Annotated in this window: 24 protein-coding genes and 1 pseudogene; 9 read left to right on the top strand and 16 right to left on the bottom strand. The window is 37.7% G+C overall.

The features are described 5' to 3' along the window. Nucleotides 1-228: RNA-directed DNA polymerase (locus AOM43_RS02490; RefSeq protein WP_161792749.1), on the bottom strand; the 228-nt coding region annotated here is incomplete at its 3' end. Between the two features lie 34 nt (nt 229-262). Continuing rightward, nucleotides 263-517 (bottom strand): RNA-dependent RNA polymerase family protein, encoded by a 255-nt coding sequence (locus tag AOM43_RS13240; RefSeq protein WP_152618832.1) that lies wholly within the window; start codon nt 515-517, stop codon nt 263-265. Nucleotides 518-530: 13 nt separating this feature from the next. On the opposite strand from AOM43_RS13240, the pseudogene AOM43_RS02485 reads away from it, so the two are divergent. Continuing rightward, nucleotides 531-980: pseudogene (locus AOM43_RS02485) on the top strand (Tn3 family transposase); the annotation flags it as partial. A 111-nt stretch (nt 981-1,091) separates the two neighbouring features. Here the strand turns inward: AOM43_RS02485 and AOM43_RS02480 are convergent. The 4 genes from AOM43_RS02480 to AOM43_RS02470 all read right to left on the bottom strand — a co-directional run bounded on the left by AOM43_RS02480 (nt 1,092) and on the right by AOM43_RS02470 (nt 4,239). After that, entirely contained in the window at nt 1,092-2,759 is a 1,668-nt protein-coding gene (locus AOM43_RS02480) for a hypothetical protein (protein WP_059358883.1), read from the bottom strand. A 188-nt stretch (nt 2,760-2,947) separates the two neighbouring features. Next, nucleotides 2,948-3,106, bottom strand: coding sequence for a hypothetical protein (locus AOM43_RS13385; protein WP_013924931.1), 159 nt, complete (start codon nt 3,104-3,106; stop codon nt 2,948-2,950). A 126-nt stretch (nt 3,107-3,232) separates the two neighbouring features. Continuing rightward, nucleotides 3,233-3,568 carry an RNA-binding regulator gene (rbp, locus tag AOM43_RS02475; RefSeq protein WP_013924932.1) on the bottom strand — a complete coding sequence of 112 codons (336 nt, stop codon included), beginning with the start codon at nt 3,566-3,568 and terminating at the stop codon, nt 3,233-3,235. A 404-nt stretch (nt 3,569-3,972) separates the two neighbouring features. After that, nucleotides 3,973-4,239, bottom strand: a complete 267-nt coding sequence (locus AOM43_RS02470) for an SEC-C metal-binding domain-containing protein (protein WP_006340781.1) — start codon at nt 4,237-4,239, stop codon at nt 3,973-3,975. A 233-nt stretch (nt 4,240-4,472) separates the two neighbouring features. Between AOM43_RS02470 and AOM43_RS02465 the strand changes: the two genes are divergently transcribed. The 6 genes from AOM43_RS02465 (at nt 4,473) to ribH (ending at nt 10,367) form a co-directional block, all read left to right on the top strand. After that, nucleotides 4,473-5,216 carry a tRNA lysidine(34) synthetase gene (locus tag AOM43_RS02465; protein WP_006340780.1) on the top strand — a complete coding sequence of 248 codons (744 nt, stop codon included), beginning with the start codon at nt 4,473-4,475 and terminating at the stop codon, nt 5,214-5,216. Between the two features lie 97 nt (nt 5,217-5,313). Beyond that, nucleotides 5,314-6,168 carry an AAA family ATPase gene (locus AOM43_RS02460; protein WP_006340779.1) on the top strand — a complete coding sequence of 285 codons (855 nt, stop codon included), beginning with the start codon at nt 5,314-5,316 and terminating at the stop codon, nt 6,166-6,168. 15 nt (nt 6,169-6,183) lie between these two features. Then, nucleotides 6,184-8,043: a hypothetical protein gene (locus AOM43_RS02455; RefSeq protein ID WP_059358881.1), complete on the top strand. Its 1,860-nt coding sequence runs from the start codon at nt 6,184-6,186 to the stop codon at nt 8,041-8,043. Between the two features lie 2 nt (nt 8,044-8,045). Next, the gene (locus AOM43_RS02450) at nt 8,046-8,684 is read left to right on the top strand and encodes a riboflavin synthase (protein ID WP_006340777.1); all 639 of its coding nucleotides are present in this window, start codon (nt 8,046-8,048) and stop codon (nt 8,682-8,684) included. Further along, on the top strand, nt 8,681-9,892 hold the full coding sequence (locus AOM43_RS02445) for a bifunctional 3,4-dihydroxy-2-butanone-4-phosphate synthase/GTP cyclohydrolase II (protein ID WP_059358879.1): 1,212 nt from the start codon (nt 8,681-8,683) through the stop codon (nt 9,890-9,892). Before AOM43_RS02450 ends, AOM43_RS02445 begins: the two co-directional genes overlap by 4 nt. A 10-nt stretch (nt 9,893-9,902) precedes the next feature. Continuing rightward, a complete protein-coding gene (ribH, locus tag AOM43_RS02440; RefSeq protein WP_013924934.1) occupies nt 9,903-10,367 on the top strand; it encodes a 6,7-dimethyl-8-ribityllumazine synthase in 465 nt (154 codons plus the stop codon). 5 nt (nt 10,368-10,372) lie between these two features. Here the strand turns inward: ribH and AOM43_RS02435 are convergent, their stop codons facing one another. From AOM43_RS02435 to AOM43_RS02400, 8 genes are all read right to left on the bottom strand, one after another. Beyond that, nucleotides 10,373-10,828, bottom strand: coding sequence for a DoxX family protein (locus AOM43_RS02435; protein ID WP_013924935.1), 456 nt, complete (start codon nt 10,826-10,828; stop codon nt 10,373-10,375). A 94-nt stretch (nt 10,829-10,922) separates the two neighbouring features. Continuing rightward, nucleotides 10,923-12,815, bottom strand: a complete 1,893-nt coding sequence (locus tag AOM43_RS02430) for a tetratricopeptide repeat protein (protein WP_059358877.1) — start codon at nt 12,813-12,815, stop codon at nt 10,923-10,925. Nucleotides 12,816-13,037: 222 nt separating this feature from the next. Then, nucleotides 13,038-13,655: a putative 2OG-Fe(II) oxygenase gene (locus tag AOM43_RS02425; RefSeq protein WP_013924938.1), complete on the bottom strand. Its 618-nt coding sequence runs from the start codon at nt 13,653-13,655 to the stop codon at nt 13,038-13,040. A gap of 242 nt (nt 13,656-13,897) precedes the next feature. Next, the gene (locus tag AOM43_RS02420; protein ID WP_059358875.1) at nt 13,898-15,790 is read right to left on the bottom strand and encodes a tetratricopeptide repeat protein; all 1,893 of its coding nucleotides are present in this window, start codon (nt 15,788-15,790) and stop codon (nt 13,898-13,900) included. Between the two features lie 371 nt (nt 15,791-16,161). Next, nucleotides 16,162-17,292 carry a hypothetical protein gene (locus AOM43_RS02415; RefSeq protein WP_059358873.1) on the bottom strand — a complete coding sequence of 377 codons (1,131 nt, stop codon included), beginning with the start codon at nt 17,290-17,292 and terminating at the stop codon, nt 16,162-16,164. 77 nt (nt 17,293-17,369) lie between these two features. Beyond that, nucleotides 17,370-17,876, bottom strand: coding sequence for a tetratricopeptide repeat protein (locus tag AOM43_RS02410; protein WP_059358871.1), 507 nt, complete (start codon nt 17,874-17,876; stop codon nt 17,370-17,372). A gap of 365 nt (nt 17,877-18,241) precedes the next feature. Beyond that, complete coding sequence (locus tag AOM43_RS02405; RefSeq protein WP_013924942.1) at nt 18,242-19,390, bottom strand: BtaA family protein; 1,149 nt, start codon at nt 19,388-19,390, stop codon at nt 18,242-18,244. An 80-nt stretch (nt 19,391-19,470) separates the two neighbouring features. After that, the gene (locus tag AOM43_RS02400) at nt 19,471-20,208 is read right to left on the bottom strand and encodes a DUF8085 domain-containing protein (protein ID WP_006340767.1); all 738 of its coding nucleotides are present in this window, start codon (nt 20,206-20,208) and stop codon (nt 19,471-19,473) included. Between the two features lie 273 nt (nt 20,209-20,481). Between AOM43_RS02400 and AOM43_RS02395 the strand changes: the two genes are divergently transcribed. Together AOM43_RS02395 and AOM43_RS02390 are read left to right on the top strand one after the other, a co-directional pair. Next, nucleotides 20,482-21,303 (top strand): outer membrane protein, encoded by an 822-nt coding sequence (locus AOM43_RS02395; protein WP_006340766.1) that lies wholly within the window; start codon nt 20,482-20,484, stop codon nt 21,301-21,303. Between the two features lie 15 nt (nt 21,304-21,318). Next, the gene (locus AOM43_RS02390) at nt 21,319-22,470 is read left to right on the top strand and encodes a hypothetical protein (protein ID WP_006340765.1); all 1,152 of its coding nucleotides are present in this window, start codon (nt 21,319-21,321) and stop codon (nt 22,468-22,470) included. On the opposite strand, the gene AOM43_RS02385 is transcribed toward AOM43_RS02390, so the two are convergent. Both AOM43_RS02385 and AOM43_RS02380 read right to left on the bottom strand, forming a co-directional pair. Next, nucleotides 22,454-23,920, bottom strand: a complete 1,467-nt coding sequence (locus tag AOM43_RS02385; protein ID WP_006340764.1) for an FAD-binding protein — start codon at nt 23,918-23,920, stop codon at nt 22,454-22,456. The genes AOM43_RS02390 and AOM43_RS02385 overlap by 17 nt on opposite strands. Continuing rightward, nucleotides 23,917-24,405: a DUF6790 family protein gene (locus AOM43_RS02380; RefSeq protein WP_006340763.1), complete on the bottom strand. Its 489-nt coding sequence runs from the start codon at nt 24,403-24,405 to the stop codon at nt 23,917-23,919. The genes AOM43_RS02385 and AOM43_RS02380 overlap by 4 nt, the downstream gene beginning before the upstream one ends. Nucleotides 24,406-25,125 lie beyond the last annotated feature (720 nt).

Raw genomic sequence — 25,125 nt, 5'->3', positions numbered from 1 at the left:
AATCAACTTTTTTGGGTGAAGATCTAATTGGAGCCTTTTTATAAGAAATTCTCGAATAAGAAAAATTAAAGATTCTAAATGGTTTTTATCATTAGATAAAATAATGAAATCATCACAATAACGTAGATAATATCGCTCACGGAGTTCTTGCTTGATGAAATCATCCAGCTCGTGAGGATAAACATTTGCAAATAATTGAGAAGTTGCATTTCCTAGAGGAATTCCCACACTCTCAGAAGGGCCGCTACTAACTTTAAAGCTATCAATGATTGTATCGATAATTTTTTAGCGCTTTTTCGTCTGCGATATTTTTCCGAAGGAGAGTTTTGAGAATCTGGTGATTAATTGTGTCAAAAAAACGTTTAATGTCCATTTTGAATGCATAACAAGGCTGTTTTCCATTCGCACTGACTTTTCTGATCATCCGATGCCGCATTGTGACTCCAATATGGGTTCCCTTTCCTACCCGGCTAGAAAGCGAGTGAAAGATAAACTTTCTATCAAAAACAGTAGTCAATACCTCATAAACTATCGGAAGCTATTCACGTCAGAATGGCTTAGGAATGGCATTAAGAGAAATTGGGCGGATTGAACGCACTCTTTTTACTCTGGATTGGTTACAAAATGTTGAATTACGTCGTCGCGTAAACGCTGGACTAAACAAAGGAGAGGCTAAAAATACATTAGCACGTGCTGTTTTTTTTAATCGACTTGGTGAAATGCGCGATCGCAGCTTTGAAAACCAGCGTTATCGAGCTTCCGGCCTTAATCTTGTGATAGCTGCAATCGTTCTATGGAATACTGTATATTTAGAGCGAGTAATCCAACACTTGAAAGATAATGGTCAAACAATCAATGGGAGCCTACTCAAGCATTTATCTCCACTTGGTTGGGAACACATAAATTTAACAGGTGACTATGTTTGGCGTCAGAACAAGGTGATGGAAAAAGGCGAATTCAGACCTTTACAGAGGCAGTAAAATCCTTAACGTGCTTTATATTCCGAATTCTGAGCTGACCCCTTCTTGATTGCTAAAATGGAAAAAGCCCCAGAAATATGAGGCTTTTTCCATTTTTTAATTAGTGTCTACTCATTCGTAAATTTCAGCAAAATGAGAGGGATAGAAAAGAGTTTTGTTAATGCCAAAAACTCCAGAAATTCGTTGAATCATTCTACGAGAAAACTCCATCTCACCTGAATCGAGATCCTTTAAGATTTCATTATCCATTTTTAGATTCGGATTTTTCGTTTTATAACGATCTATAAAACTTTCATTTTTCATTTTAAATGCTTTACGGAGCGCCTTAAATAATTTACGTTGAAATTTTTTCGTTTCATTTTTTAGTTCTTCTATTTCTTTTATTGCGACTTCAATTACTTCTTCAAATAATTCTTCATAATCGCTTAAATATTTTTCTGCTGCAACTGACCGCGTGTTTTTATTAATTCCCTCGTCTACTTTTGTTTCTTTAATTTTAAGCAGCTTATTAATTAAATCTTTATCTTCTTCCGCATGAGCTTGCTCGTATAAACGTTTATAGAACAAAATATTGAATATTTCAGATTGATCTTCCGTTAAAGCCTCAATACGCGTTTTGAGCTTTTCTATCCGTTCCTCTCGCTCTTTCATAGGGGAATTGATTGCTTTATGGACTTTCTTGGAAAGCTTACTAATGCTGATAGCTTGTTCTTTCAAACTGTTATGAATAGCCATGTTAACTTTCACTTCTCGAGTTGCTTGATCTAAATGAAAATTTGAAATATTCAAAAGTTTACTCAGCATGATCCGCATGCTATCGTCACTTTTTTCAAAAAGACCATGAAAGAAAAAAGACTCAAAAAATCTTGTTTTTGTACCCTTTTTAAGGAATTTAAATGTATCTTCTATTTTACTATTAATCATACTCTGCGCTTTCTGATCAGCTTGAATCATTTGGTACCGAAGTTCATACAAGTGTGGTCTCAAAGATTTTTTTTCTTGCTCAGGAATTCCTTCCAAATTGAGATTGAGCCAAAGGTCAATATTTTCTTGCTGAAAAACATAATGAGCAAGTGATGCGCCTTCATCTCGATAAAATTCCAACACACCTTTAACTGCCGCATCTTTCTCTCGACTTAAAACGTCTTCTATTACTTCTTGCATAGCCGGAAGAAAATACCTAACGACTTTTTCGGGTGTTAGTTCTCTTTTTGATGCTGAATTAAGTAAATTAATCGAATGGTTTCTAAGTAGGCTCTCCCTATATTTTTCATCAATAGCTCGGTCGGCATCATTTATAGCTTTTTCTAAATCGATTGTGGCATTACTTTCATCATAATATCCTGAACGGTAAAGAAAGATAGTTTCTTTCCCTTTGCCTTCTTTTGCATACAAACAAGGCAATGTTGCGGAATGGGCCGCCTGAAATGAAATCCCAAACATTCCTTCAGCATTAAATCCTTGATGAATTGTATGTCCTTCACGAAATTTAAGATTGGTTCCATAGCAAACAACCGCTTGCAAAAATATAAGCGAAATACGTTTATGAAAATGCTGCTGGATTGCCGGAATGGGACTTTCAAAATATTTTCTAACATTTGCTACTGTTTTAAGCTCTTTCACATCTTTTTTAGGCCAAATGCCTTTAAAAGAAGGATTAATTAAAGAGGAAGTTCCATTTCCCTCCACCCCTTTAAGTGAATCACGTTTTTTTTGACTAGAGGTTTTGTGAGCCAAAAAGTGTGGATAAGCATTGTCGGTTGGTTTAATAGTAGGCATGGTTGTATTCTCTATTATTGGATATAATAAAAAAGACCATACCAGTTTTTTATTTTAAAAGCATCTAAATACATATTAATGAGTCAAATCTACAGTGAAACACTTCAAGCAGAAATGTTAATAGAAGTAGAAAAAGAATGGAAATAAGGCTAATTAAAATTAAGATAAGAATTTACTATTCAGTTCTTTTAATCTCCGCCCCCAGAAGGAGTTACGACAAAAGGAGATCCTGCACCTGAATAGTGAAAGAGTCGATAAAAAAGATCAGATTGAAAAAAGAAAAGATAAAAAAACAGGGCCAAAATAACTAACCAGGCAGCTAATACCATCCATCGTTTTTTTGACATAATCACTTCCTTTGAACTTAAAGAAATCCAATTCCTATTTTTTAACACTAAATAGAAAACGTATTCTAAGCAAGCAGTCGCGATAAAGAATAAAGGGAGCCAATTAAGGCTCCCTTTAGAAAAGAATTACATGTTAGATGTTCTTGCATTTCTGAAACCACCGGAGCGTCCGCCACCATGGCTTTCACGTGGTTCACGATTGCCAGAACGCTCAGAACGCTCTTGAGCGAGGCTGACGCGAATGTTGCGATCTAGAACAGCTGTTTCGTTCAATTCACGAATAGCTTTGTCAGCATCTTCTGAACTTTCCATCTCAACAAAGCCGAATCCTTTTGATTTGCCTGTATATTGATCTGTGATAATTTTTACGGAAACAACTTTCCCGATTTTTTCGAAAACAGATCTTAAAATATCATCTGTCACTTTCCAGGATAGGTTGCCGACAAAAATTTTCTTCTTCATAAACATAGTCTCCATGTTGGATTGTATCTAATAAAATGCACTTTATTGGGAAATTCTTTCCATTCGCAAGCTTTATACTAAGGGTTTTTCTGCAATGCAGGTTGACCTAAAATAACATTTAAGTTTTACGTTGATTTCTCGAGGGAATTAACGGAGTTTTGATTTGGAAGGAAAGGAAAACCCGAAAATTTAAATCCAAACATGGTCTCAAGATGAAGTGACGTATCAACTTTTAATGCAGCATCACCCTATACTAAAGGCTTTGAGAATGTTTCTTATTCGAATACTCCTGGTAAAATGCACCTACCTTCATATTTACATAAAACAAGATTTATTTCCACCACATTGATGAAAAAGAATGTATTTTTTTTTAACACTTTATACAAAAAGACTTTATAAACAGGTTAATTGGGATGATTTTCCTTGATATCTTCAATCTGCTGTTTAAAAGATTTCGGGATTATTGGGGGTTTTTCTTGCTGAGTTGCGTTAGCAATTGCTTCTCCAAATGTTCTTTCCATTAAATTAACTGGCTCCGTTTTTTTTTGAGGAGTGCTCAGCCATTTAGCAGTGAACTTTTTAGGTGCGGTTGATTTATTTAAGCAGCAATTTTTATATTTTTTCCCAGATCCGCATGGACAAGGATCATTACGTCCAATTTTTTCAGTCATATTCCTCCATTATATTATGTAGATAGCATAACTTTTTTGTTGCCCTACTCAGCAAAATTAGTTTAATATGGTGTCTGTTTTTTTGAAACTAGATTCATAAATTCAAAATGAACGTAACCATCAGAATTTAAGAAAACAAAATATAAGACGACAGCCAACTCCTTCTAGAATCTTTGCAGTCTTTACAAAAAAACGCATTTTAAATTTCTGAATTTTATATCACAGTAAAACACATGTTAGACCTCCCTCTCGCACAACCCCCATGGTCTGGACTTGGCAAACGTCTAGAAAGTATGGTTAGAAAAGCACTATTTGAATTTCAAATGGTCTCGGATTCCCCTAAAATTGCCATAGCTCTTAGCGGTGGAAAAGATAGTCTAGCTCTCTTATTTTTGCTTAAGGCGATTTCTGGAAGAGGATTTCCCCCTTTTGAACTCTTTGCCGTGCACGTGCACGGAGCCTTCTCATGTGGTGCAGGTGTCAATCTTGACTATCTTCGTGCAATTTGTACCCGCCTAGAAATCCCTTTCCTCATGCGCGAATCGACCCAAACATTAGAATCTCTCGAATGTTATGGTTGCTCGCGTGAACGAAGACGCTTGTTGTTTGAAGCGGCAAAAAGTGTAGGAGCCACGACCATTGCATTTGGACATCACCGAGATGATAGCGCCCAGACTCTTTTAATGAATCTTCTTCATAAGGCGGAATTTGCAGCCAATCTTCCCAAATTGCATATGCGAGAATATGGTGTCACCATTATTCGCCCCTTAATTTATGTCGCAGAAAAGGAGATTTCAACATTTGCCGAGCAACATGGATTTAAAAGGATTACGTGTCGCTGTCCCGTTGGCCAAAACTCGATGCGTCGGCAAGTGGACCAATTGCTCACACAATTAGAAGAGCTTTTCCCCAATGCACGTGAAAACATTGCAAAAGCTGGTTTGCTATATGGGTCTGATAAAGCAAAGAACCCTTAAATTCACAACTGATTCTGTTCGAGAAATCGGAAAACCATTAGCATGGGAAAGATCAAGGCCCCGTTATCATACAACCCTTAGTATAAAGGAATGAAAAATGGAAAATCCTCATCCTAACGAACACGAAAGTCGCATCACCATCCAAGGAGTAGAGCTTGCGCTGGGTTTTCCGGATATTTTTCAATTTGAATGGATCGGTCAGCAAGATGTGATGGATCAATTACTCGCGGCGTGGTTAGTGATCGATCCTAATGATATCCCCTTAAATCCTCGTCTCATTGGAAAGCCTGGGGTGGGCAAAACCACACTAGCGTATGCCGCTGCCAAAAAAATACAAAAGGATGTGTACATTTATCAGTGTACAATGGATACGCGCCCTGAGGACCTATTAATCACCCCTGTGATCGATAAAACAGGCGGGATTCGTTATGTCGCATCTGCATTAGTGACTGCAATGATTCGCGGTCAGGTATGTATATTGGATGAGGCTAATCGAATGAGTGAAAAATCATGGGCTTCTCTCGCACCTTTACTCGATACACGCCGCTATATTGAATCCATTGTGGCGGGCTTGAAAATTTCAGCACATCCAGACTTTCGCATTTGCGTGACTATGAACGATGATGCCTCCACCTTTGAGATTCCTGAATATGTGCATAGCCGCTTACAACCTCAAATTTATTTAGATTTCCCTGAAGCTGAAGAGGAAAAACGAATTTTAAAAGAAAATCTTCCTTTTGTGGATGAACATATCATGGATTATGTCGTCAATTTTCTCCAAAATGCACACAATAAAAATGAGAATTACACAATCAGAGATGGAATTAATATTGCTCGATATGCCGCAAAAAGAATCAAAAGTTTAGAAGGAAAACCTGTAAATTTGAATAGCCTACTTCAACAAGCTGTTATTATGACCTTAGGTGATGAAGCTCTTGAGCATGTTCTCTAAATCCATAGGATCTCCATGAACGGTGAAGAGTCTTTTTTTATTCAGAAAGGGAACATATATGCCATTCCCATTATCCATTATAATATGGAAATGGCTGCTCAGGTCCTTTTAGCTTTTAAAGAAATCCAGCCAGATTGCGTGGCCGTGGAATTCCCTGAAACCATGCAGCTGCAAATTTTACATGCGGCCTCGCGCCTACCCGATTTAAGTGTTGTCCAAACTTTTGAATCAAATGGAACTTCTCTTTATTACATGGCGGAACCATGCGACGCTGCATTCGAAGCCCTGCGTAGTGCACAAGATGCCAATATCCCCGCTTTTTGCATTGATTTAGACGTGGAAAATTATCCCGATGTCGCTGAACCCATCCCTGATCCCTATGCCATCCAGAGAATCACGCTTAAACAATACTATAATCTGTATGAGAAAAGTCGAAATCCCGCTCTGCATTCCCAGCTCGATAAAAATCGGGAGCTATACATGGCTAAACGCCTGAAAGAACTTAGCTTCACATATGATAAGATTCTATTTGTTGGGGGCATGAGCCATATTCAGTCCGTGCTGGAACTCATCGATCGATCCCATTTTCCTGCATTTGAAGTCCCACAACGTGAAACGATTCAACTTTGTACATTAACCGAAGATTCGGCCCGCGAAGTCATGGCAGAATGTGGCTGGATTTCCAAAGAATATGAAAAGTTACGCTCCGAATTTAATGAAGCTCTAAATAATCCTCTGACACCTGAAGCCCCTTTACTTGCGTTTCCACCCGATAGACAAAAACTCATTTATCAGCTCTTTAAAGAAGCCTCTGTCCATTATCAAAACAATACGGGTCATAAATTTCATGGATATCATTTACGCACCTTAATGAAATTTGTGCGCAATTACGCCCTTATTAAAAACCAATTAATGCCCTCCCTCTTTCAATTATTAAGCGCAGCTAAAGGGTGTGTTGATCATAATTATGCTTATGAAGTCTGGGCGCTAGCCACCGAATATCTTTATCGACGCAACATTGATTCTCTTCCTGAGCTTTCCCTTAAAATCGAAGATGTCTGGGGTCCCAGCAAAATTATTCGCTTTCATATGAAACTTCCCGGACGAAAAAACACGTTTTTCACTAAAAGACGTAAAGATCGCTCCACTTTTAAATTTCAACCCCCTAGCCCATTTAGCATTTGCTCGTACCCACCTGAGGATATTGCAGTCGAAAACTTTGGGGATTTTTTAAAGAAGAAAGGAAAGCAAGTTTTATTAGATGAAAGTTCTCGCACGCGTCCCTTTAGCACAAGCCTTGAAGAAGGGATTGATACCAGAGAAACCATTCGACACTGGCATGAGAAAAAAATCTTTGTTAAAGTGAGGGGTAAACCACCCGAAGGAGTGGGATCTGTTGTGATTATTTTCGATGAAGATCAAAGCGAAGATCCCAATAAAAATGAAAAATATCCGTGGCGAACCACCTGGTTGGGTGAGCACGATCAAGAATCCGATATGGCTTTTTATGCAACACCCATGACAGAGAATGTTGTTGGACCTGGAATTAGTCGCTGCGAATATGGGGGCTTTATGATGTCATATCCACCCAGACGTATGTTTGATGTATGGACAGATCCCGATTATGCAGAATGTCGCTCTAAAGCAGAAGTACTGCTAATGGCCGCTATCGATTATGCTGTTAAACCTCTCATTACCTATGTTGCCAATAAGCCACCTCGATCCTTTATAAAAAGTTTCGCAAATCGATACGGAAAAAAAATTGTCTACGTCCCATACGGACAGCTCTCTCCTATCACACTAAACAAGCTACGCGTGTTTCATGTGCTAAGTGGAAGAGATAAACGAGATATTGCGGGAGAATATATTTTTTAATTATGTTTACAGGTTTAATTGAAGAAATGGGAATCATTCGCAACATGATTGCCACTGAAAAAGGAATGCGCATTGAAATTAACGCTGAGCTCGTTTTGTCCGACGCTAAAATTGGAGACTCGATTGCCGTTAATGGATGCTGCTTAACTGTTATTGAAATTACCTCCGATTCTTCGGGAACTCAATGGTGGGCAGCTGATGCTGTAAAAGAAACGTTGCAAAGAACAAGCTTGCAACAATTAAAAATCGGCGATGCTGTGAATTTAGAGCGCTCCGTGAAGTTAAATGATCGGCTTGGTGGACATCTTGTTCAGGGACATGTTGACGGCATCGGAACCATCGAAACAATTCGAGCTTTACCTGATGGATCCCACGAATTTGTGATTGCCCCCCCTCAAAACCTGCTTCGCTACATCGTAGAAAAAGGATCCATTACTCTCGATGGCGTAAGTTTAACTGTATGCCTGGTTAATCACCGTTCTTTTTCTGTAACACTCATCCCACATACAAAAGCTGTGACAACATGGGGACAAAAAAAGACAGGCATGTTCGTGAATGTTGAGGTTGATTTACTCGCAAAATACATGGAAAAGCTTTCTGAGCCTTTTCGAAACGCATCAAAAAAGGAAAATCTATCATGAATCTTTCGTCTATTGAAAATGCCATTCAAACCTTTTCCGAAGGGAAAATGGTGATCATTTCTGATGATACAGAAAGAGAAAATGAGGGAGATTTAATCATTGCGGCCGACAAAGTGACCGTTGAGACCATTGCTTTTATGGTCAGACATTCGACCGGAATTTTGTGCATGCCCATGCTTGAAGAAAGGCTTGAAGAATTGCAACTTCCCCAAATGGTCACGGAGAACACAGGCCCTCGTAAAACAGCCTTTACTGTGTCAGTAGATGCTTTGCATGGAACAACAACAGGCGTGTCAGCATATGACCGTATGCTAACCGTAAAGGCCTTAATCGATCCAAATATACGCCCCCATGATCTAGGCCGTCCAGGACACATCTTTCCGCTTAAATATTGTCCTGGTGGTGTTTTGAAAAGAGCCGGGCATACAGAAGCTGCTGTCGATCTGTGTCGTCTAGCTAATCTCTACCCAGCAGCTGTGATTGGAGAAATTGTGAACGACGACGGTTCCATGGCACGAGCACCTGATCTAAAAAAGTTTGCGGAAACACATCAAATTCCCCTTATTTCTGTAGAAGATATTATTCGTTATCGTAGAAAACGGGAAAAGCTTGTTCATTGTGTATCCCAAGCAAAAATCCCCACTGAATTCGGGGAATTCACAGCCTATGTTTACCAATCTGATTTAGATGGAATCGAACATATTGCGCTTGTAAAAGGTGAAGTTGCTAAAAAAGAAAATGTACTCGTCCGCGTACATTCTGAATGCTTAACGGGAGATGTCTTTGGTTCAAAACGATGTGACTGCGGGCAGCAACTGGATTTAGCTCTCGAAAAAATCGCTAAAGAAGGATCGGGAGTCCTCGTCTATTTGCGCGGGCACGAAGGAAGAGGAATCGGCTTAGGACATAAATTGCGTGCGTATAGCCTTCAAGAGCAAGGCCGCGATACTGTCGAAGCCAACCTAGAACTCGGCTTTCCTGTCGATACACGCGAATATGGAATGGGAGCCCAAATTTTAGCTGATTTAGGTCTCACCACCATTCGTTTATTATCTAATAATCCCGCCAAATATGGAGGATTAGCCGGATATGACTTACAAATTGTAGAACGTGTTCCCTTAATTTCTGTTGCAACGGCTGAAAATTTTCGTTATTTGCAAACAAAGCAAGAAAAATTAGGGCATTTACTAACGATCAATGCAAAATAAGGAAAACTTTATGGAGATTTCAGGAAATTTTAATGGAAAAGGTAAACGTTTTGGCATTGTCGTAGCTCGCTTTAACGAATTGATTACCAAAAGTTTACTCTCGGGAGCCATCGATACTTTGATTCGCCATGGAGTGGATGCCAAACAAATTCACACCGCATGGGTGCCGGGATCGTACGAAATTCCCTTGATTGCTCAAAAAATGGCTGAAAGTGAACAATATGATGCCATCATTACTCTTGGAGCTTTAATTCGTGGTGCAACAGCTCACTTTGATCTAATTGCATCCCAAGTTTCTTCAAATTTAGGACATATCGCTCTTAAAACAGGCATTCCTGTTATTTTTGGTGTTTTAACCACTGATTCAATTGAACAAGCAATGGAAAGAGCTGGGACTAAACATGGAAACAAAGGCTCAGAAGCCGCATTAGCGGCTCTAGAAATGGTGGACTTGGTACGACAGTTAAAAACCTAGTTGGACTATTTTGCCCATCTTTTGAAAAGGGCATCCAGAGAGAATCTTCCTGGACCAAAACAAAAGATAAGTAAAGAGGCAAATAGAAAAAGAAAAGGTGGTTGACTAAGAAAGAGATCCGGATCATGGAAAATTTGACGCACAGATTCAGCGTGAGCTGTGAAATACGCAACAATCATTACTCCAGATAGCAAAAGAGCTGAAAAACGTGAAGCTAAGCCTACGAGTAACAATAGGCCACCAAAACATTCCACCGATCCAGCCAGATAGGCATTAAAAGTGGGAAATGGAAATCCTAGCGATGCAAAAAATGAACTCACAGGTTCAATATTCGCTAGCTTTCCATATCCAGTTATAAAAAAATTATATCCCCAAAAGAGCCTTATCGCAAGCAGTAGAAAATCTTGCAAGCGATCGCCCCAGTGTTTTAGGCCACCAAAAAATCTTCGTAGAAAACCCATAATCAATACTCCTTTTAAAAGGGTATTGTTACCCAAGATAAGTTTTTACGCCAGTTTTAATAAAAATTACTTTGATAGGCGACGCCCTCATCCCTTAGCTTTGAGCAAAAGCCAGACGTTCATCCGCTTTTTCTAGCAATGCTTTCAATTCAGAGTTATCATTCAAAAGTTTTCTTAAATTATTTGTGAGGTTATCTCTTGCACTTAACAAAGTTCTCAGAGGTTCTCCCGATCCCTGCCTCCGCTCCAATTCATCAGTAAAAATTTGATTCAAATTAACAAATGACACTGTAGATAGGTCTTCTACTGCACTACCAATTTGATATAAAAATAACTCTTTATAATGATTTAATTCATTGCCATCTATCTGTTTTTGATTTCTAAGAAATCGAGCAGCTGAGCTATTTCCAAGTTTCTCAGATCTCTCTAGCCATTTTACAGCGGCTTCTAAAGTTTGTTCTGTGTCTTTTCCTTCAAAATACATAGCACCCAAACGATACTGGGCTTCAGCATTATCATTTTCTGCGGCTTTCAAAAACCATTCGGCTGCTTTTTCATCTGATTTAACAACTCCTCTCCCCGCCCGATAAAGCTGCCCAAGTTGCAATTGAGCTTCAGGCGAGTTATTTGCAGCTATTTCAAACCACTTAACCGCTTTTTCATTTTCACCTATTTGTAAAAACATCCCTGCTAATTTAAGCTGTGCAGCTAGATCACCCTTATTAGCATCACTTTCCAGTTGATGACTAATTGTTGCCAATTCTGCTTGAGCAGATCCAAAACCTTGTGATCCGGCTTTATTTAACCATCCAATCGCTTTTTGAAATGACTCATCAACACCCTGGCCCATTAAGTACATTTTCCCTAGAGAGTATTGAGCCACAAGATGATTTTGCTTTGCTGCTTTTTCATACCATTCGGCAGCTTTTTTTGGACTCTTAAGCATTCCATTGCTATACATTTCTCCAAGCTTGTACTGACTTTCTGCCAATCCTTGGTCAGCAGCTTTTTTAAACCATCCAAAGGCTAAAGCATCAGGCAGTAAATCATTATCTGCATAAATAGACGCTAATTTTTGCTGTGCAGGAGCAAATCCTTGAGTAGCAGCTTTTTTTATCAATTTCTCGGCTATTTTAGGTTTTTGATTTTTTTCATTGATTAAACCCAAAACAAATTGGCCATAAGGATGTCCGTTTTTAGCAGATTTGCGTGCAAGCTCTAGAGCTTTGTCTTGGGATTCATCGACTCCAGATCCATTTAGATATTTGAGTGCTAATGCTCCTTGCGCATAAGCATCTCCCTTATCGGCCGCTTTTTGGTACAAATTTGCAGCCTCTTCCTTAGACTTAGGGATGCCTTTACCCTCTTCATACATATCAGCCAAAAAAACCTGACACTGTAAATTGCCTTGCTTTGCTTCTCTTTCAATTCCTTTAAAAGCCTTCCCAAAATGATAGCCTGCATCAGCTTTATTAATTTCCGTACCAAGTCCCTTTTCAATTAAATCACCTAATTTCAAATGGGCTATAGAGCCTGTGAGATCGCCTTCACGGCTTGCATCCCTATAACTTTGGACAGCTTTTTCATAAGATTGCTTAACTCCTGTGCCTGTTTCGTACATATGGCCAAGTTCAAGGAGAGCACTTCTCGAACCTTCCCCTGCTTTTTTTTGCACATATAAGTACGCTACTTTTTCGCCGACTGCTTTACTGCTCAATTTATCCACATTTTCAGTGTCAGCTTTCTCTCCGTGAGCTTTAATCCACTTAATAGCACTTTGCTTATTGATATGAAGGGCCTTGTTATCTGGACCAAAAATTTTTATAGTCCCACCACCTAAACCTATTGCTGCAAAGGCATTTTTAGCAAATTTAGTAATTCCCTTATTAACCTTAATTCCTTTGTCTTTGATACCTTTGTTTTCGGAAAAGTTTGCATCAAATTTTAATCTTCCACTTTCAATATTCCCCTCAAAATTAATAGACATAAAATTCACCTCTTATTAAGGAAAAATCAATTTTTTTATAACACTTTATGTTTTATTATAATATTAGCTTAATAAAAACGTCAATGTTTCCAAACCACAATGTGGATTAACTGACCGATAGAGTGTATCAAATAGAGAAATAGAGGGGGAAGATTAAATTAGACGGGGGAGTCGTTGTTTAATATCATATTCGCTTCCCCATATTGAATGTGAATTACTTCATCATGTTGGGAGAAGATGCACAGTGTGGACGTTATTTACGTTAAAACTAAGACTAATCCTTGGGGTACTGCCGTAATAAGGATGAACAAAATGGAGAGTATCGCTTGGAAAAAGGATGAGAGTGCCCGGTTTCGGGAAAAAGTGATAAGTAATGTTATCGATAATAAAATCTATTCTTCCACTGAATGGATATTCAGATGAAGGCTCTTCAGTATAGATATAATAGGCTGCGCTAATCTGGCTTAATGGATGGACATGAGGAGCATTGTAACCGCCACGAACAGCAACATTAAACCAGGCTCCTGTATAATTCCAGTCATAATTTTCATTTGACTGAACATTGAATAGCTCACTGCAAGAACTGATGTATTGGGACATAGGAGCTGAAAAGCTCTGAAACAACTCAAGCAATAAACCTTTTGAAGAATCATCCGCTAAATGAGCATGAAGATCTCGCTTACTTTGCCACCCGCCGATGTTGCTATGCTGTTCTTTTTTATCATTTTGAGTACGTTCCATCTCACTCGCAACATACTGTTCCAACTTTTGATTCAAGACATCGTTTTTTAATGGGAACTGTTGGATAAGCTGTAATGGCTTAAAATTCTTTTTATTCATAGAAATCCTTGCTACTCCATAAATGGTATCATTCGACCTATAGGAGGCCGAGATTTGGACAAAACCAAAGATACAAATCTCCTTCGTCTTACGCACTATACGATTTCGAAGAGATCTCTGAGATTTTAAATCTTAATTAACTTATTTTTTTAATTTTGTCGATACCAAAATTCTAGATAAGATGGCAAATAGAATACTGCAAACAGGAAATCTTATACGGATCTGCCTGTTTTCTAAAAAGATCACGCATTATTAGAAAATTGTAAACGTTCATCGGCTTTTTCTAATAATTCCTTGCTCCAATCTAAATGGACTTTTAGATGAGCATTTAAACTAGTCGTTAAATCTTCAATGTCTTTTTCAAGTAATTCAAGGGAACGAGGGCTATTCTTAAAGATAGATCTCTTATATTCAACTGTTTCAAATAATTCCATAAAAGAAATTGATTTAGAGAGTGATGACCCATCAATTTTTACCAAAAAGTCATGTTTTAATGACTTTAGTTGCACATTATCGTCAATTTGTCTTTTAAAGAGAAAATCTCTTGCTTTTGTGCAATTCTGCTGAGCTGATTGTTTTAAAAGTTTAACAGCCCCTTTGAGATTTTCCATTGGATTACGACCATCAAAATACCAAATACCTAATTGGTACTGTGCGAGAGGATGCCCCTTGTCTGCCGCCCTTCGATAATACTTAAGCGCATTTGCTTCTGATTCATTTGCATACAGATTTGCTAAGCGATATTCTGCTTCAGCAGATCCTTGTTCAGCAGCTCTTTCATACCAATTGAATGTTTCGTCAGTTGAGCGATGCAATTCCCCTAAATTGAGCTGTGCTTGAATATTTCCACTGTTAGCATCAATCTCTAGATCATTGCGCATTTGATCCAATTTTAGTTTAACTCTTTCGGGGTTCAATGCCGAAGCCCTTTTTAGCCAATACAAAGTCTGCTCGAGCGATGCATTTTCTTCTTGTTCCGCATAGTACAACATCCCTAAGGCAATTTGAGCCTCAACATTGTCTTGTTCAGCGGATTTTTTATACCATGAAACCACATCTTCATTAGAAATCTCATATCTTTGCACATCTTCTTCTTGAAGCATCCTTCCAACTTGAAACTGACTTTCAGATAGTCCTTGCAAGGCTGCTTTTTTATATAATTCAAGCGATTGCTCATTAGATCCATTTGCAGCACAGAGTCGTGCTAAATGTTGTTGGGCTAACGCAAAACCTTGACTGGCACTTTTTTCTATCCATTTTTTTGCAAGGAGTGTTTCTCCCTTCCTTTCATAGATTAAGGCCAAAACATATTGCCCAAATGGATGCCTTTTTTTAGCGGATTGGTGAGCAAGCTTTTTTGCTTTACTGACCGAAGCTGTCACTCCAGAGCCATTTAAGTATTTTAATGCTAAAGCGCCTTGGGCGTAGGCATTGCCTTGATCAGCAGCTTTTTGATAATGCATGGTTGCTTCTTCTGGAGATTTTTTCATCCCTTTTCCTTCTTCATACATATCTGCGAGGAAAACATGCAGGTCGAAGTTTTTATCATGAATTTTGCGCCTTTTTAGATCGATACCTATTACGAGACAATTCATACCTCCAAAAGCTTGATCATAATGAGATAGAGCTTGGTCTTTATCAACCAGTGTTCCTATTCCTTTCGCTAAAAAATCCCCCATTTTGAGATGAGCAAGCAAGTAATAAGGATGATGACTTTGGTGTTGAAGTGCTTTTTTGTAATTCAGAAAAGCCTCTTCATAAGATTGTTCAACCCCAATTCCTAATTCATATAAATACCCAAGGTAAAAACAAGAGGTTGCTGAACGTTCAGCTCTTTTTTTTACATATAAATAGGTGACTTTATCAGAAATAATTTGATTGTTTTTTTGATCCAAACCAACTAGATCAGTTTTGTCCCCAATTGTATGGAGCCAATTAATAGCGCTTTGTTTATTTAGCCGCCAAATTTTATGGTTTGTTCCTTGTATTGCAATCGTACCTTTTCCCATACCAAAATAAGCGAACAAATCTTTGATACATCCAACGATTCGTCCTTCGATTCGAATACCGTGATTGTCATTGGGAAGTATAAGTCTATCTTTTTCAACATAACCCTGAAAAAATAAGGAATTCATTTATCTCTTTACCATATAAGAATTTTGAATTAATTAGAAACCACGTAGATCTATTTTATTTAGATTCAAATACAAAAAAAACAATTCTTCTCTCCGAGTTAGCTCGATTTAAGTGATCGTTTAGAAGCCATTAGTTTATCAATTCGTATAACTTCGCGCATGAGACCCATCTCTTTTCTTTATCAGAGTGTTATTGTCTCTTCAGACAAGTTTCCCAATTCGATAATCGGCTTTGAGAGAACCTTTTTGATACCAAACTCAGACTTGCTATTGCGATCTTCTAATCCATTAAGCTAACCTTGATTGTTCAAATATCAGCATAAAATTTAGTCTAATATTATTTTGAGAAAACTTTTAATTTTTTATAAATATCAGGCTTGAATAAAATAACTTCCGATATCTTTTTTAACAATTTTAAAGATAACTTCTAGTTCAACTAGTTTTTTTAAAATAGCCTCAATTTTTGCTGATACTTCAAACGGTGAAGTAATATAGACATAACGCCGAATTTTAGGAAGCTCTGAATTTAGAAGTGAAATTTGCTCATTTATGATATGGATGATTGTGTAAACCAGCTTTTTTTCCTGAAGATCAAATGATGTGAGAAGATCTTCACCAATTTGAATCAATTCATTTCCCAAAGTGATCCCTTTTTTGGCATAAAATTGACTAAGCAAATGCCCTTCGATTAACTCATTTCTTCTTCTAAAAAATGCACTTGCAAAAAGCTGCACACTAAAGCCATGATGGTGAGCAATGAGAGCAATGGATTTCGCCTGCACTTCATTGGTACACCCAACTAATCCTCTAGCTAAGCCTCCAAATAAACCGGCCTCAGCGCCATCATTTTCCTCTAAATCAATCAACGCAATCTTTCTGTTTCCGCATGTATCTAAACTGTTGTGCAAAACTGGATTGTTGCGCCATGTCACATCACTGTAACCTGAGCAAATAATAAATTTAGCAAGCTGGTTTATGGCCTGAGTGAGAGTATCAGAAAAAATATGAAAATAATGCTCTTGGATATCTTCATCTGAATTAACATCGAGTTTACGTTCTGCAATAATCTCGTACTCTTTCTCCTCTACTTGAAGAACGAATAATTTAGCATTTGGAATGACCAATAATCCAAGCTGATGCATGTGGATAATTGTTTGAGCATGAATCATGGCTTGATAGCGAGCTTTCATTGTTTGCGTGCTACCAGGAATCTTCAGTTTAAAAATAAGTTCCGGAGCAAGGTCTAAGGTAAATACTCGATTAATTTCTTGGCTATGGTAAAGTTTTAGTCCATTTCCTTCTTTCTTTTGGAGGATGTTTTGCATGCAAGCTTCGATTTTTGAAACGATTTCCTGAGATACGGATATCCCTTGCTGCAATTCTCTTTCAGCGCAAAGATAGAAATTATGATGGAGATAATAAAAAGAGACTTTTTTTGAGTTTTTATGGGGAATATTTTTTGTGGGGATATTTGTTAATCCGATATTTTTGATTGGAATCATTTTTCCTCCCAAGAAAAGTCTATCAAAAGCCACAAGCAAATAAGAAAAGATCAAGAAGCTTGTGGCTATTGGAAAAGTTATTTTTTCTTGCCACGAGTTTTGATGTCAGTCTGAGCTTTTGCAATGTAAATTTTTTCACGTACGCAATAGGCAAAAGCACTCATCGGTTTGATTTCAATGGCTTTTTCAATATCTTTTGTCGCTGATTCTAGATCATCCATAGCAAGATAAACAATAGCTCTATCCACATAAGCATTTGCACAAGAGGGTCTTAATCTTATGACTTGATTGAAATCGCTCAAGGCTTCCTGATACTTTTTGTCAAAAAAGTAGATGTTTGCACGAAGTTTATAACCCCATGGAGAATCAGGTTGCTGGGAAATGAGCAAATTGACTTCCTGTAAAGCCTGATCAGTGCGACCTGCTTTGGCGCTTTTATGTGCCTTTTTTTTCAAAAGATTATAATCAGCCCCTTTAAATTCTTCTTTTTTAGGACTGTTTTCGGTGAGATTATGTGCACTAAGATAGCTTGTCGAACCAAATGCAAAGAAAAGCACTGGTATAACTAGAGATCGTAGCTTCATCCTTGGTCTCCTTAATAGGGCTTAATATGTATTTTGTTAATTTGAAAGATAAACAATGTAATTAGGAAGGGAATTATGTTGGATTAAAAATTAGCCGTCAAGAAGAATTTATTGAGGTTTATTCCTTCTAATCAATGATTTGTGAAGCATTTCGCCTTCACCAAAATGGCTAATATGACGATATTATTGTTGCCTGATGGAGATAGGATAAGGCTATTATGGAAGCGTTTTATTAAACATTTAGAGGAAAGGCTCAAATAATTTAGGCACTTTCCTCTACATGACATAATGCTAAAGCTTTGCTCTTTGAGAAGATTGCTCATCTCGAAGTCGTGAAAGCAAAATTTTCAAGCACATCTCTTTTATTAACTCGCAATTGCTTGTAGATCCCCTCTTGTCATTTTGTTCTTACTCTGGAACATTTCATGTTCCGGAACAAATATTTCTCCCGTTAAGAAACGATAAACAAAAAAGTAATCTTCAGCCTCTAGCTTTTTCTCTAGATTTATATCTCTTTGAAAATAAGGTTTGAGATGAATAGGAATTTGATGGTTTGAAGAAAATTGCCGAATACAGAAACGTGCTCCGGGTTTAGCTGTTCGATAAACAGCTTGCATGAGTTCGTCAAAACTTTCCTTCGACATATATGATGCAATGTCTGATAAAGAAAAAGCATCAAAGGTGCGGTCTGGTACTCGTTTTAAATAATTGATCACATTCTCTGTTTTTATTTTGATTTTATCCAATCGGGGTTTAATAACCTCAGTCCCTTTTGCAGTCAAATAAGGCGGATAGAAGTCTTTTTTTAATGCTCCCTGAAACATCAAGGAAACAAAAGCATTTTCACTAGCTAAACATCCCTGCAAGCACTGAAGCATGCGGTCGTAAATATATGCTCCAACTTGTATCGTCGAATCGACATGTGCAAATAAACCTGGATCATTAAAAAAAACACGTGGAAAGATCGGATTTAATGCAAAGACGAAAAGCTTTCTTAAAAAAAGCGTGTCCCACTCTGCATGCAAAAACTTCCTTTGTTCTTCTAAATTTTCAAATTCGAAAAGACGCTTCACTTTCTTTGGTCTTAAACATCGAAACAACATCGAAACGTGTTTAAAAATACGCTCAATATGCCCCTGAAAAAGAATTCCTTTGTCTAACATTGATGCCTGATGCATCCAATAATGCGCGGCATCACCATCCATGAATGGCAAAAGCTTATGCAAGGAATCTGAAGCTTGATTTTCCAAACGACCCTCTAAAAAATTCAGATAGTTTGGAAAATCAAATGCCTGCATAGCCGCGCGCTTCAAGCTTAAAAGATAATTTTGAATAGGGTTTGCATCTATAGAAATAAGCTCTTTACAGTCATTTAAAAGTAAATGTAATGGCCGATCCCCACTTGCAGTAATACATAAAACCGTATCTTGCGGTTGAATATTCAGTGCTTGCTGCTCCGTACGCCAATCTTCGTTCCCAAAGCTATAATTAAGTCTCTCAAAAAAATCAGGCATTCTTACTCCATGGCTAAAAAGCATCAGTTGCAAATTTGAGGGTCTCATCCTTATCATTAAGCTGCATTACTGCAAAAATTTTACATGTTATAGCGGTCATCCCCCTGTGCGCCTGGAACTTTGGATATTAAAACATTCACAAGCTTTTCCCACTCTTGACTTTGGATTGGTGGAATAAGAAGACTGGAATCCACATTGACTCGTTTAGCAAAATCTTGAATAAAGGATGTGTTTAAATTTCCATTTTTGGATTCTTGACCAAAACTTTTCTTTAAACCTTTTAAAAAGTCATCCCATACCATTGTCTTGCCTTTCAAACTCGCCATGCACGCTTTCAATTCATTGTCGGAAAAAATACATTCAAGAAAACGAAGAGGATGAACATGATCAATACGATCTCCAGCTTTTTTTAGGGCCGACTTATGTCCCCAGATTTCAAGCACATTGTTATTCGCAAGAGTTTTAACAATATAGCGAATATCATCTCTTTCTTGTTGCGTAAGTCCTTTATTGTAATTACGCTGAATTTGTTTGGCCTTTGAAACTTTAGCTTTTACACCCTCTTGAGACATGCAAACTTCAATGTTAAAAGTTTTTTCATTCGAGAAGTAAAGGCCATTATTTTCTTCGTAATTTTGCAGATCTAAATAAGCACCAATCGTCTCAATTGTAGATAAAAAATAATCTTGAGGTTGAATTTGAATGATGGTATTCTCTCCTGAAGAATTATCTAGGACAACTTCATTTGTAAAAGCGACTGAAGGAAGCAAGCTTGTCACTGCGCCTGCCATTAATAAAGCAATTTTTTTGGCCTTCATACTATTTCCTTTGTTTTAAAATGCACCTTACACGTTGTTTTGGATGTCTTTCCAAAAAGTTTCGGGAAGTGCTTTAGCATTAAAATCTAGATAAAAAAGATCTATAGTCAATTTAAATATTGTGTTCAAGGTGATTTTTTAAAAAAATATTAAACACTCCAAGATGCGATTTTTTTCTTGAAAAGTTGACAAGCTTTTCCTTTCACATGTATAACGAAAAAAAATTACAATAAAAATTCAGTTTGATTTTTGTTGTGCAACCCCTAGGCACATATGAAGAGATATTACTTTACAGTCTTTGTGATTTTTTCCACTTTATATCTAATTCTCGTGAAGACTCTAACTATATCCGCAGAAGAATGCGAGGATATTTGCGATAGACCTCTCCCATTTCCTCATAAATTTTACATTGGGCCAGAGTTCTATCATGTTCACAGAACGCGAGAAGGTGGAACCAAACAAAATGGTTGGATTTATGGAGGACGCCTAGGTTATGAAAGAATCAAACGTTTTGGTCTTTATTGGGGCGTCGAAGGTCACTGGGCACAAGGATCACTCTGTGGACATTCAGGGAATGGCCATAAATTAAAGTCAACGTTCACAGATAGCAATGTGGAAGGACGCTTTGGATATACCCTTCAAAGTAAATGTTGGTATCAACCTTCTTTTACACCCTATGTGGGAATTGGCTATGCATGGGAAAAAAATGCTTATCGCCACCCCTCCCCCATCCATTTACATTTTCTTACCCGCTTTCCTTATTGGGCAGTCGGATTTTTATCGAACATAGAAGTCGCGAATAATTTTGGTGTGGGACTTAACTATAAAGCGTGGTTCATGTATGACGCACGCTGCAAGGTATCGCACGATCCGGAATTTGGATCGACCACATTAAAGATCCAAGACAAGACAAATCATCGTGTTGAACTGCCTATCACTTATCATTATTGCCCTCCGTGCAATCACATTGATATTGCGCTCGTTCCTTTTTATGAATCGCGCCATTATGGAAGACATTTCAGCTTTCCATTCTCTTTCGCAGATACGAAACTCACAATCTGGGGAGTTAACTTGCAATTTATCTACCGACTTTAAAAATAGGGCTGCAGGATGAGCAATAGTCAAAATTCTATTCAGGTTTTTAATTCTAAAACAATCGACCAATTAATTTGGCCTGCTACCCCTGACGGGGAATATGCCCGCAAATTTCTAACTCCTTTAGTGACAAAAGGAGTTTCCCATTACATTGATAATATCGATGCAGAAATGCAGATATTGAAAGTAAACGACCACATTTTACCTCTCGTTGTGACTCAAAACTCTTACACAACATCTTATGTCTGTTCTCCATATGGTCATTACATCTCTTATGCCAGTCAATCCCTGCATCTCATTGAAGGGAAATGGATTCAATCCTTTGCAAAAAATGCGCTAAATGGATTTGGCAAAATTTTGAAAGCCGGAAAAATCAACAAAGTGGTCTATGTCAATAATTGGTTATTTTCGACAGATCTTTATGCAACAGAATTCACACCGCAAGAAATTGATTTAATTTCTAATACACTAAAAAATCTTTTTCCCCTGCATGCCATCGCTTTTCGCTCAATCAATTCCTATACAAATGCCCAATCTCTACAAGCCCTCAAAGACAATGCTTTCGATATGATTGTTAGCAGGCAAGTCTTTTTAACTGACACAAAAAATGAGCAAGTTTTTAAAACACGTATTTTCAAAAGTGATCTTAAGCTTATGCGTGAAAGTGAATATGAAATTTTGAATGAAACGCAGTTAGCTGATGAAGAGTATGAGCGCGTTTTACATTTGTACAGAGAGCTTTACATCGATAAATACTCGGAATTGAATCCTCAGTTAAACCTTCAATTTTTAAAATATTTGATTAGTGAAGGATTGATGCATTTCCGTGTTTTGAAAAAAGATGGGCGTATTGATGGTGTAGTAGGATATTACATACGCAATGGGTTAATGACATCTCCATTTTTTGGATATGATTCGAGTCTTCCGACATCTACAGGTCTTTATCGACTCCTTTCCACGATTCTTTCGCTAGAAGCCAAAGAAAAAGGACTCATTCTTCATCAAAGCTCTGGTGCATCATTTTACAAAAAAGTTCGTCGTGCAGAAAGTTATTTAGAATATATGGCAGTATACGCTCGTCACCTTCCTTATGGGAGAAAAATCCCTTGGTTTTTGCTTAAACACACAATGAATTCTGTCGCCATTCCTTTTATGGAAAAGTATTGAGAACCTTTTCTTCAATCGATGGCCAAACATCTGAGGCGTAGTAGCGCTGTCTTAAATCAAGATAAGGAGTCTTTTTGTAAATACTCCAAAACTCTTCTTCTGTATAGCCGCAAAAACTGTAAAGCATTTTGCGGCCATCCAGGTGTTGCATCAATTGATTCAATTCTGTGTGGATCGTCTTTAAGGAAGCTGTATGCTTTGGCATCCCATAGACACCTACATCTACATACATTCCATTTCCCCAATGGGGTGCTAAAATTTGGGGATGGGTTGTAGATTTAATCGGACATAGCCATAAAGGAAAAATACCAACCTTCTCCATAATAAATTCAACAAACGTTTCAGTATGGTCTAGGGGAATAAAATAATCTTGGATGATAAAACGATTCTCAAACCACCTAGACTTTGTTGCATGAAACATATTGTAAAGCTTTTGGCTAGATAGTTGCCAATTCAATAAGAAGCGCTGGATAAAGCTGGGATCTTTTAGAGCAGAAAACTTTTCAAACTCTAAAGAACCAAAAGTTTTGTAACTAAGGTCTGATAATCCTAAACGCCCCTCCAAGTAATATCGCGTAAGTAGCTCCCAATGCAAGCCATAAGCTGCCATCCAAAAAGCCCCACAATCATGCCTAAAAAGGTAGTCAAATGTGGTGATTTTTTCGGCTTTTATTGCTTGCTCAAAGCAGGCTTTACGCACATGTGAATAATACCAGGGACTCCAGGGAAGAGATAAATTTAAAAGGGGTAATTGATCGTTTTGACACCACCGCCCTTCAATTACAACTATTTGATCTTTTGAAAAAACAATCCCTTCAAGAAATTCGGGCGGATGTGCTTGTTCGTGCAAATCTTGAATACGCGCAAGGCTTCTCTGAATGTTTTCGCAAGGATGGTAAGTTAATTCAATATGTGATGCCGCCCGGATTAATCTAAGCTCTACCAGAAGTAGAATCGCGAGGGAACCAAATGAACCAGAAATGCCATGGAATAAATCAGGATGCTCAGTTGCCGAAACACGGATAATTTCCCCATTTCCAATCAAAATATGATAAGCCAAGCAAATATCATGGAATAGTCCATGGAGATGCGAGCTACTTTCAAGAGCTGTCCCATTGATCGCTCCCCCTACAGTGATTCCCTTGAATTCTGGGATAACAGGAACCATGCATTTTTTTTCCAAAGTTAACCGACTCAATTCATCCATCGAGACTTGTGGTTCAACAATCACTTTCATTTGAATGGGATCAATTTCAATCACATGAGAAAGGACATCTAAGCCAAGTTCTTGTCTCCATTTTCGATAGAGATTTGAACTTCGCATCATATGCGAAGGCTGTGCTTGCCTCATCGTTGGATCATGAGGAGACTCGCGAAGCTCAAGAAAGCGTTCGCGAATCTTTTCTACATCCGCATCATGTTGAATGCGTGTCTTGTAAGACAATGTCATTGATTTGTTCCTGGTTGGTATTTCTTCCAAAAGTAGAAAGCAATTAAAAGAACCACAGGAATGGCAATATCGGTGTAAAGCGGAATACCGACATTTCCTTCAGCGTAGTTATTATTTTGTACCATATCCACTACATGCCCAACTGCATCTCCTAAGAGCCAAATAGATACTCCAATCACAATAGCTGTCCAGAAGTTACCCCGAAGCCAAATGGCCAAAATCCCCAAAACACCGAAGGCTAGGTTGACATTTCCCATCTCATGTTGGAAAGGACAGGTTGGCCACCCTAATTTTTCCGCAACAAGCTCTGGGAGAAAAATAAATCCATAAAATGATAAAAAACTAATTAAGCCGACGTTAAATACAATTTGGTAAAGGAGGAAGAGCTCGGCTTTTTCTCCTAGTGTACGCTCTTCCTTACTGAGCGCCAAATGCAGAAAAAAACCTAAGAAGCTGGCTGCAAATAGGATAAGAATAATGCTCATGAATTCCCCCTTTGTTTTTAATTTTAATTATTAAAATTAATTATTTAATACTCAAGAAATAATACTCCTTTGTAATTAAATTATTTTAAATAATATTTAAAAACATCTAGATATTCACTAAAATCAAACTAAGATGTAAGCGAAAAGATCTCATTTCTCTAATTACTTTCCGAAGCAAAAAAGAACGAAGTCACGAAAATAGATGCTATGGTGAGAGCTTTGAGTCTAAAATCAAATTAGCTTACTTATCAAAAACCATAGGCTGAAATTAACCACTTATCGATCAAGCCTACTCAAGCATGTTTGAGTAGGCTAAGAAAATTAAGGCATCTTTATTTTCAAATTAGTCATAACGCAAAGCCATTATTTTGCATGAGAGCTCCGATTCTTCCTCGATATACTCTGCTACTTCAATATTTCTATCTTCCATCGCTTCGATGAATCTCACTAAATGCCTGCGTTCATTCTGGGGTCAGCTCAGAATTCGGATTATAAAGCACGTTAAGGATTTCAACCTTTTTGGTCATTGCCCTAAGATCATTATAAATACAAGTAAAAAATATTTAAAATATAAATTAAATAGTAAAAAATCCAATAAATGATAATATTAATAAATATTAAACTTAATTAGAGTGTCAACAATATATGAGTATCAACAATAATAGACCGTTTTTTCGCGATTCCATCACAGATGGTTGGACAAAAAAAGATTGGGCTTTA

It is taken from the genome of Parachlamydia acanthamoebae (genome assembly GCF_000875975.1).
In the GTDB taxonomy this organism is placed as follows: Bacteria; Chlamydiota; Chlamydiia; order Chlamydiales; family Parachlamydiaceae; genus Parachlamydia; species Parachlamydia acanthamoebae.
The sequence above is the reverse complement of the archived record's forward strand: the minus strand, read 5'-3'. Positions and strand labels throughout refer to the sequence as shown.

Bases quoted from the DNA above. Each gene is read 5' to 3' on its own strand.
- AOM43_RS02425 (WP_013924938.1), bottom strand. From the start codon at position 13,655: ATGAATAAAAAGAATTTTAAGCCATTACAGCTTATCCAACAGTTCCCA.
- AOM43_RS02450 (WP_006340777.1), top strand. From the start codon at position 8,046: ATGTTTACAGGTTTAATTGAAGAAATGGGAATCATTCGCAACATGATT.
- AOM43_RS02415 (WP_059358873.1), bottom strand. From the start codon at position 17,292: ATGATTCCAATCAAAAATATCGGATTAACAAATATCCCCACAAAAAAT.
- AOM43_RS02400 (WP_006340767.1), bottom strand. From the start codon at position 20,208: ATGAAGGCCAAAAAAATTGCTTTATTAATGGCAGGCGCAGTGACAAGC.
- ribH (WP_013924934.1), top strand. From the start codon at position 9,903: ATGGAGATTTCAGGAAATTTTAATGGAAAAGGTAAACGTTTTGGCATT.
- AOM43_RS02385 (WP_006340764.1), bottom strand. From the start codon at position 23,920: ATGACATTGTCTTACAAGACACGCATTCAACATGATGCGGATGTAGAA.
- AOM43_RS02390 (WP_006340765.1), top strand. From the start codon at position 21,319: ATGAGCAATAGTCAAAATTCTATTCAGGTTTTTAATTCTAAAACAATC.
- AOM43_RS02410 (WP_059358871.1), bottom strand. From the start codon at position 17,876: ATGAAGCTACGATCTCTAGTTATACCAGTGCTTTTCTTTGCATTTGGT.
- AOM43_RS13385 (WP_013924931.1), bottom strand. From the start codon at position 3,106: ATGTCAAAAAAACGATGGATGGTATTAGCTGCCTGGTTAGTTATTTTG.
- rbp (WP_013924932.1), bottom strand. From the start codon at position 3,568: ATGAAGAAGAAAATTTTTGTCGGCAACCTATCCTGGAAAGTGACAGAT.
- AOM43_RS02435 (WP_013924935.1), bottom strand. From the start codon at position 10,828: ATGGGTTTTCTACGAAGATTTTTTGGTGGCCTAAAACACTGGGGCGAT.
- AOM43_RS02455 (WP_059358881.1), top strand. From the start codon at position 6,184: ATGAACGGTGAAGAGTCTTTTTTTATTCAGAAAGGGAACATATATGCC.
- AOM43_RS02445 (WP_059358879.1), top strand. From the start codon at position 8,681: ATGAATCTTTCGTCTATTGAAAATGCCATTCAAACCTTTTCCGAAGGG.
- AOM43_RS02460 (WP_006340779.1), top strand. From the start codon at position 5,314: ATGGAAAATCCTCATCCTAACGAACACGAAAGTCGCATCACCATCCAA.
- AOM43_RS02380 (WP_006340763.1), bottom strand. From the start codon at position 24,405: ATGAGCATTATTCTTATCCTATTTGCAGCCAGCTTCTTAGGTTTTTTT.
- AOM43_RS02480 (WP_059358883.1), bottom strand. From the start codon at position 2,759: ATGCCTACTATTAAACCAACCGACAATGCTTATCCACACTTTTTGGCT.
- AOM43_RS02405 (WP_013924942.1), bottom strand. From the start codon at position 19,390: ATGCCTGATTTTTTTGAGAGACTTAATTATAGCTTTGGGAACGAAGAT.
- AOM43_RS02430 (WP_059358877.1), bottom strand. From the start codon at position 12,815: ATGTCTATTAATTTTGAGGGGAATATTGAAAGTGGAAGATTAAAATTT.
- AOM43_RS02395 (WP_006340766.1), top strand. From the start codon at position 20,482: ATGAAGAGATATTACTTTACAGTCTTTGTGATTTTTTCCACTTTATAT.
- AOM43_RS02420 (WP_059358875.1), bottom strand. From the start codon at position 15,790: ATGAATTCCTTATTTTTTCAGGGTTATGTTGAAAAAGATAGACTTATA.
- AOM43_RS02465 (WP_006340780.1), top strand. From the start codon at position 4,473: ATGTTAGACCTCCCTCTCGCACAACCCCCATGGTCTGGACTTGGCAAA.
- AOM43_RS02470 (WP_006340781.1), bottom strand. From the start codon at position 4,239: ATGACTGAAAAAATTGGACGTAATGATCCTTGTCCATGCGGATCTGGG.